Genomic DNA, 5,691 nt, shown 5'->3' on the forward strand with positions numbered 1-5,691 from the left:
GCCTGGCCGGCCTGGAGGCCGACCACGAGGATCACGACGCGGCCGAGCGGGAGCACGTCCGCCGGCTCGCCGCCGAGCTCGGGCTGCTGGTCACCGGCTCGTCCGACTTCCACGGCACGCACAAGACCGTCCGGCTCGGCGCGCACACCACCGGACCCGAGGCGTACGAGCGGATCGTCGCGCTGGCCCGCGGGGTGACCCCTGTCGCTTCGAGCTGAAGCGCTCCGGCGGCACGGCTACCGTGTCCGCGTGGATCTCAAGCTCTTCGGCGAGGTCTTCGTGACCCTGCTGGTGATCGTCGACCCGCCCGGAATGATGCCCATCTTCCTCGCGCTCACCGGGCCGTTGACGGCGCGCGACCGGAACCGGGCCGCCTGGCAGGCCGTGGCGCTGGCGCTCGGGGTCATCGTGATCTTCGCGGTGGCGGGGCAGACGATCCTGGCGTACCTGCACGTCGACCTGCCCGCGCTCCAGGCCGCGGGCGGCCTGCTGCTGATCCTGGTCGCGCTGGAACTGCTGACCGGCAAGTCGGACGACCCGAGCCAGCAGGTCACCTCCAACATCGCGCTGGTGCCGCTCGGCACCCCGCTGCTGGCCGGGCCGGGCGCCATCGTGGCCACCATGCTCTTCGTCCAGCAGGCCGGCGGCGGCGTCGACTACCTGGCCATCGGGCTGGCCATCGTCGCGGTGATGGTCACCGTCTGGGTGGTGCTGCGCTTCTCCGGCGGGATCGTCAAGGTGCTGCGCCCCGGCGGCATCGAGGTGCTGACCCGCATCGCCGGCCTGCTGCTGGCCGCCATCGCCGTGCAGCTCATCGCCGACGCGATCGCCGCGTTCGTGACCCAGTACCTCAACAACGCCTGAGCGCTTCGTCCGCTGTCGTACCGGGGTGGCAGGATCTCAGGGGTGCGACGACAGTCAGCAGCCAGTGGCTCCCGGGCTCCCCGACCGCGCGCCGAGCAGTCCGAGCAGCTCGGCTTCGAGGGCATGCCGGAGCGCCTGTTCGTCTGCACACCGAGCAAACTCGGCGCGTACGCGGACTGTCCCCGCCGCTACCGCTACGCCTACGTGGACCGGCCCGCGCCGCCCAAGGGCCCGCCGTGGGCGCACAACTCGCTCGGCGCGAGCGTCCACACCGCGCTGAAGAACTGGTACGCGCTGGCCCCCGACCGCCGCCGCCCCGAGGTGCTCGGCACGCTGCTCAAGGGCACCTGGGTCCGCGAGGGCTACCGCGACGACGAGCAGGAACGCGACGCCTTCCGGCGGGCGCTGACCTGGCTGGAGAGCTACGTGGCGGGCCTCGACCCGGCCGACGAGCCGGTCGGCGTGGAACGGGTCGTCGCGGTGAAGACCGCGGTGCTCGCGTTCAACGGCCGCACCGACCGGATCGACTCGCGCCCCGGCCCGGACGGGCGGCCCGAACTGGTCATCGTCGACTACAAGACCGGTCGCACCGGCCTCGACACCGACGACGCGCGCGGCTCGCAGGCGCTCGCGCTCTACGCGTACGCGGCCGAGCGGGTGTTCCGCAAGCCGTGCCGCCGGGTCGAGCTGCACCACCTGCCCACCGGCACCGTCGCCGCGCACGAGCACACGCCGGAGTCCCTGCACCGGCAGCTCATCCGCGCCGAGGACACCGCCCGCGACATCATGGCCGCCGAACGCGCGGTGGCCGACGGCACCGACCCCGACGCGGCGTTCCCCACCGAGCCGGGGCCGCGGTGCGGCTGGTGCGACTACCGGCGTACCTGCCCGACCGGCGCGCAGACCCCCGGCAAGGAGCCCTGGTCCGCCGTCGAGCGATTCGCCGACCCGGCCTGAACGCGGGTCGCCTTTAGGCCGCGGCCAGGCGCGCGGCGCGTTCCTTCGCGGCCTGCTGCAACGGGCCCTCGCGGTAGCGCCGGGGCACGGCGGCCAGCGCCAGCCGCAGCGCCCGCGCGCTCAGGTCCGCCGACAGCGCGGTGGTGGGCAGGCCCAGCCCGCCGTAGAGCCGCAACGCCCACGGCGGCAGCATCCCCAGCGCGGTGGCGGCGATCCCCAGGTACGCCCAGCGCGGCGGCCCCAGGTTCAGACCGACCCGCGCCGGCAGGCTGACCTTCCACGGGATCGGCGGCGCGGTCAGGAACAGCGCCGTCTCGGCCGCCTCCCGGGTCATCCGCAACTGCGGGCGTACGTCCCGGTAGTAGTCGGCCACCTCGGCGGCGGTGCCCGGCACGTCGTCCGGGTCCAGCCCCACCAGGGCCGCCGACCGGCGCTGCTCGGTGTAGTAGCCGTCCACCTCGTCGTCGGTGAGCGCCAGACCGGCGCGCCGGGCGGTGCTCACGAACGACTCGATCTCGGTGACGTGCACCCAGCGCAGCAGCTCCGGCTCGTCGACGCGGAACTCCTCGCCGGTGAACGGGTCGGTGGCGCGCATCCGGGCGTGCCGCGCACGCACCCGCCGCCCGGCCGCCTGCGCCTCGGCCGTGGTGCCGTAGATCGTCGTCCCCACGTACGTCGCCGTGCGGACCAGCCGGCCCCAGGCGTCCGAACGGTAGTTGCTGTTCTGCGCGACGCCCGCCATCGCACGCGGATGCAGCGCCTGGAGGTAGAGCGAGCGCAGGCCGGCGACGATCAGGATCGGTTCCTCGTGCACCTTCCACGTGACCGAACCCGGACCGAACAGGCCGAGGTCGTCAGTGTCCACCGATCAAGAGTGCCACGGCGTTCGCCGGTCACCCCCGGGGCGGCGCCCTCGGTGCTCGCTCAGTCGTCGGCGGAGCGGCGCGACTGGCAGGCCGGGCAGAGACCCCAGAAGGTCACCTCGGCCTCGTCCAGCTCGAAGCCGTGCGCCACGTTCGGGTCGAGGCAGGGCGCGCTGCCCACCGCGCAGTCGACGTCGGCGATCTCGCCGCAGCCCCGGCACACCACGTGGTGGTGGTTGTCGCCGACCCGAGCCTCGTACCGCGCGGGGCTGCCGGCCGGCTCGATCCGGCGGGACAGCCCGGCCCGGGACAGCGCGCCGAGCACGTCGTAGACGGCCTGGGTGGAAACGGAGTCGATCCGCTGACGGACCCGGCGGGTGATCTCGTCGACCTCCAGGTGCCCACCGGCGGAGAGCACGTCCAGCACGGCGAGACGCGGTCGCGTGACCCGTAGGCCCCTCGACCGGAGCAGTTCCTCACCCGTGGACATGAATCCATGACAGCACGCAGGTGACAGGCCGACAAGCGAGCGTGCTCGCGGGTGGCCGGGGCCACAGGTGAACCGGCGGGGCCGCGTCTGCGTGTGTGGGGTTACACAGCCTCGCGACGTACGCTGTGCGCGCCTAACCACCCACTCGCCGGAGGTGTCGGTGTTCAGGGAATTCAACGGTCTGCCGCTGCACGTGCTCGTCATTCACGCGGTGGTGGTGCTCGTGCCGCTGCTGGCGCTGTTCGCCATCGCGTACGGATTGCTGCCGCGCTGGCGGCACCGGCTGGACTGGGCGGTCGCCGCGCTGGCCGTGATCACCCCGGCGGTCGCCTGGGTCGCGACCGAGTCCGGCGAGGAGCTGGAGGGGATCCTGCGCGCGAAGGGCTACCCGCCGGACCGGCTCCAGCAGATCAGTGAGCACGCCGAGTACGGCGACACCCTGTTCTGGTTCTCGCTCGGTCTCGGCGCCGCGGCGCTGCTGCTGGTGCTGTCGGCGAGCAGGTTCGCCCGCGCCCGGAACCTGCCCCGCTGGCTGCCGATCGTGCTCACCGTCGCGGTGGCGGTGCTGGCGGGCTTCGCGCTCGTGTACGTCTACCTGACCGGTGACAGCGGCGCCAAGATGGTGTGGGACGGCATCGTCTGAGCGTTGCCGCTCAGAACAGCAGCCGCGAGCAGAGCAGGCAGGTGAGCAGCACCAGCACCACGGCGACGACTGCCCCGACGCCGTAGGTGAGCCGCTGCGCGCGCTGCTCCGCCTGATCCATCGCGGCCATGTCCTGCGGCGGAAGCCGGCGGGGCGGCGCCGGCTGGACGTGCACCGGTGGCCGCCAGCCGGGCGGCGGAGGCGTGCTCGGCGGTGGTCCGGCGTAGCCACCGGCAGCCGGGTCACCGGCGGACCGGCCCGGCCAGCGCCGCCACCACCAGCAGGCCGGCCACGCCGCAGCCGGCGATCAGCGTGCGCGGGCCGGCCACCTCCAGCAGCAGGCCCCCGACCAGGTAGCCGCCCATCGCGGCGCCCTGTGCCGCCGCGCCGAAGACCGCGAACGCCCGGCCCCGGGCCGCCTCCGGCACCCGCCGGGCCAGCAGGAGGTTGTTGAAGACGTTGTCGCCGCCGTTACCGACCCCGCCCAGCAACCAGATCGGCACGAGCAGCCACGCCGAGGGCACCGCCGCCGACACGAGCACCGCCAGGCAGCATCCGCCGAGCAGCACCAGCCCGGCGCCGAGCAGCGCGCCGTCGTCGGCGAGCCGGCGGGCGACCCGGGCGAACAGCCACGCGCCGAGCACGATGCCGAGCGTCCACGAGCCGGTGACCAGCCCGTACACGGTGGCGCTGCTGCCGAGCGTCTCCCGGATGAAGAAGACCTCGATCACGTTCACCGCCCCGACCGCGCCGATCACCGCGGCCACGCTGCCGACCATCACCGTCAGCAGCGGGTCGCGCCGGAACCGCCACGGGGGCGCGACCGCCGCGGCGGCGCCGACGGTCACCCGGCGGCCACCCCTTCGGGTACGGACGAGCAGCCCGGCCGCCACCAGGGAGAGATAGCTGAGCGCGCCGAGGAGCAGCGGTACCCGGGTGCCGAACTGGCCGACCAGGAGCCCGGCCAGCGCCGGTCCGGCGAGCGCGCCGAGTGTGCCGGCGGTCTGGTTGAGCGCGCCGGCCCGGGGCAGGTCCTCCGGCCGCACCATCACCGGCACCAGCGCGGAGATCACCGGCTGGGAGACCGCGAGGCCGGTGGCCAGAAGTGCCACCAGCGCGATCACCAGCGCCGGACCCGGTGCGTAGGCGAGCGCCAGGCAGGTCGCCCCCTGACCGAGCCCGGTCGCGATCAGCAGCACCCGGCTGTCCACCCGGTCGGCGAGACGACCGGTCAGCGGCGCGAGCGCGACCAGCGGCAGCGTCGCGGCGAGCAGCAGCCCGGAGACGGCGAGCCCACCGGCCCCGGCGGACTGGAGCGCCAGCGTGAGGGCGCTGGTGACCAGGAAGTTCCCGCAACTGGAGATGCCACGCGCGGTGGCCGCGAGCCAGACGTCCGGCCAGCACGAGGGGCCAGGTGTGAAGGACATACTTCGAAAATAATCCTTCACACCTGGTGCGCACAACCCCTCAGTCGATGGGCATCGCCCGGTACTGCGCCGCCACCGCACGGACCCCGGCGGGTGGATCGGCCCGATGCCGCCGCCGGTACGGCTCCATCAGCGCCTGGATCGCCTGGTTCAACTCGCTCAACTCCTCGGCGGTCACCAGCAGCACGCTGTCGCTGAACCAGGTCGCCGCGTACCACTCCGGCGACTCGTCCGGCGCGCGGCGCAACCAGTCCCGGACCCGCTGGGCGTCGCGGACCATGTGCGCCTCGACCAGAGCCGCCTCGGCGGCGCGTGCCTCCGGTTCGGCATCCGGCCCCACCTCGACGTGGAACGACGGATTCACCGCCTGCCACACCCGCTCCCGCGCGTCCCCCCGGCCGGGCGCCTGCCGGATCAGCCCGAACTTCGCCAGCTCACGCAGGTGGT

General features: G+C 73.8%; 7 protein-coding genes and 2 pseudogenes. 4 read left to right on the forward strand and 5 right to left on the reverse strand.

Going from position 1 to position 5,691, the window contains the following annotated elements:
- The 3 genes and pseudogenes from KBX39_RS21030 to KBX39_RS21040 form a co-directional block, all read left to right on the forward strand.
- Window positions 1-218 (forward strand): annotated as a pseudogene (locus KBX39_RS21030) (phosphatase); the annotation flags it as partial.
- Between the two features lie 31 nt (window positions 219-249).
- Window positions 250-864, forward strand: a complete 615-nt coding sequence (locus KBX39_RS21035; RefSeq protein WP_064447588.1) for a MarC family protein — start codon at window positions 250-252, stop codon at window positions 862-864.
- Between the two features lie 123 nt (window positions 865-987).
- Window positions 988-1,821 (forward strand): PD-(D/E)XK nuclease family protein, encoded by an 834-nt coding sequence (locus tag KBX39_RS21040; RefSeq protein WP_247660415.1) that lies wholly within the window; start codon window positions 988-990, stop codon window positions 1,819-1,821.
- Window positions 1,822-1,834: 13 nt separating this feature from the next.
- Here KBX39_RS21040 and KBX39_RS21045 read toward each other — a convergent pair whose 3' ends face one another.
- Together KBX39_RS21045 and KBX39_RS21050 are read right to left on the reverse strand one after the other, a co-directional pair.
- Window positions 1,835-2,686 carry an oxygenase MpaB family protein gene (locus KBX39_RS21045; RefSeq protein WP_210872104.1) on the reverse strand — a complete coding sequence of 284 codons (852 nt, stop codon included), beginning with the start codon at window positions 2,684-2,686 and terminating at the stop codon, window positions 1,835-1,837.
- A 59-nt stretch (window positions 2,687-2,745) separates the two neighbouring features.
- Window positions 2,746-3,174 carry a Fur family transcriptional regulator gene (locus KBX39_RS21050; RefSeq protein ID WP_030501115.1) on the reverse strand — a complete coding sequence of 143 codons (429 nt, stop codon included), beginning with the start codon at window positions 3,172-3,174 and terminating at the stop codon, window positions 2,746-2,748.
- Window positions 3,175-3,334: 160 nt separating this feature from the next.
- On the opposite strand from KBX39_RS21050, the gene KBX39_RS21055 reads away from it, so the two are divergent.
- Window positions 3,335-3,817, forward strand: a complete 483-nt coding sequence (locus KBX39_RS21055) for a DUF2231 domain-containing protein (protein ID WP_043330667.1) — start codon at window positions 3,335-3,337, stop codon at window positions 3,815-3,817.
- Window positions 3,818-3,827: 10 nt separating this feature from the next.
- On the opposite strand, the pseudogene KBX39_RS33450 reads toward KBX39_RS21055, so the two are convergent.
- The 3 genes and pseudogenes from KBX39_RS33450 to KBX39_RS21065 all read right to left on the reverse strand — a co-directional run.
- Window positions 3,828-4,049 (reverse strand): annotated as a pseudogene (locus KBX39_RS33450) (hypothetical protein); the annotation flags it as partial.
- Window positions 4,050-4,059: 10 nt separating this feature from the next.
- Window positions 4,060-5,244, reverse strand: coding sequence for an MFS transporter (locus tag KBX39_RS21060; protein ID WP_247660414.1), 1,185 nt, complete (start codon window positions 5,242-5,244; stop codon window positions 4,060-4,062).
- A gap of 40 nt (window positions 5,245-5,284) precedes the next feature.
- Window positions 5,285-5,691: ArsR family transcriptional regulator (locus tag KBX39_RS21065; protein WP_210872106.1), on the reverse strand; the 407-nt coding region annotated here is incomplete at its 5' end.

Origin of the sequence: Micromonospora sp. D75 (assembly GCF_018070405.1) — a bacterium.
In the GTDB taxonomy this organism is placed as follows: Bacteria; Actinomycetota; Actinomycetes; order Mycobacteriales; family Micromonosporaceae; genus Micromonospora; species Micromonospora chalcea.

Bases quoted from the DNA above. Each gene is read 5' to 3' on its own strand.
- KBX39_RS21040 (WP_247660415.1), top strand. From the start codon at position 988: ATGCCGGAGCGCCTGTTCGTCTGCACACCGAGCAAACTCGGCGCGTAC.
- KBX39_RS21050 (WP_030501115.1), bottom strand. From the start codon at position 3,174: ATGTCCACGGGTGAGGAACTGCTCCGGTCGAGGGGCCTACGGGTCACG.
- KBX39_RS21060 (WP_247660414.1), bottom strand. From the start codon at position 5,244: ATGTCCTTCACACCTGGCCCCTCGTGCTGGCCGGACGTCTGGCTCGCG.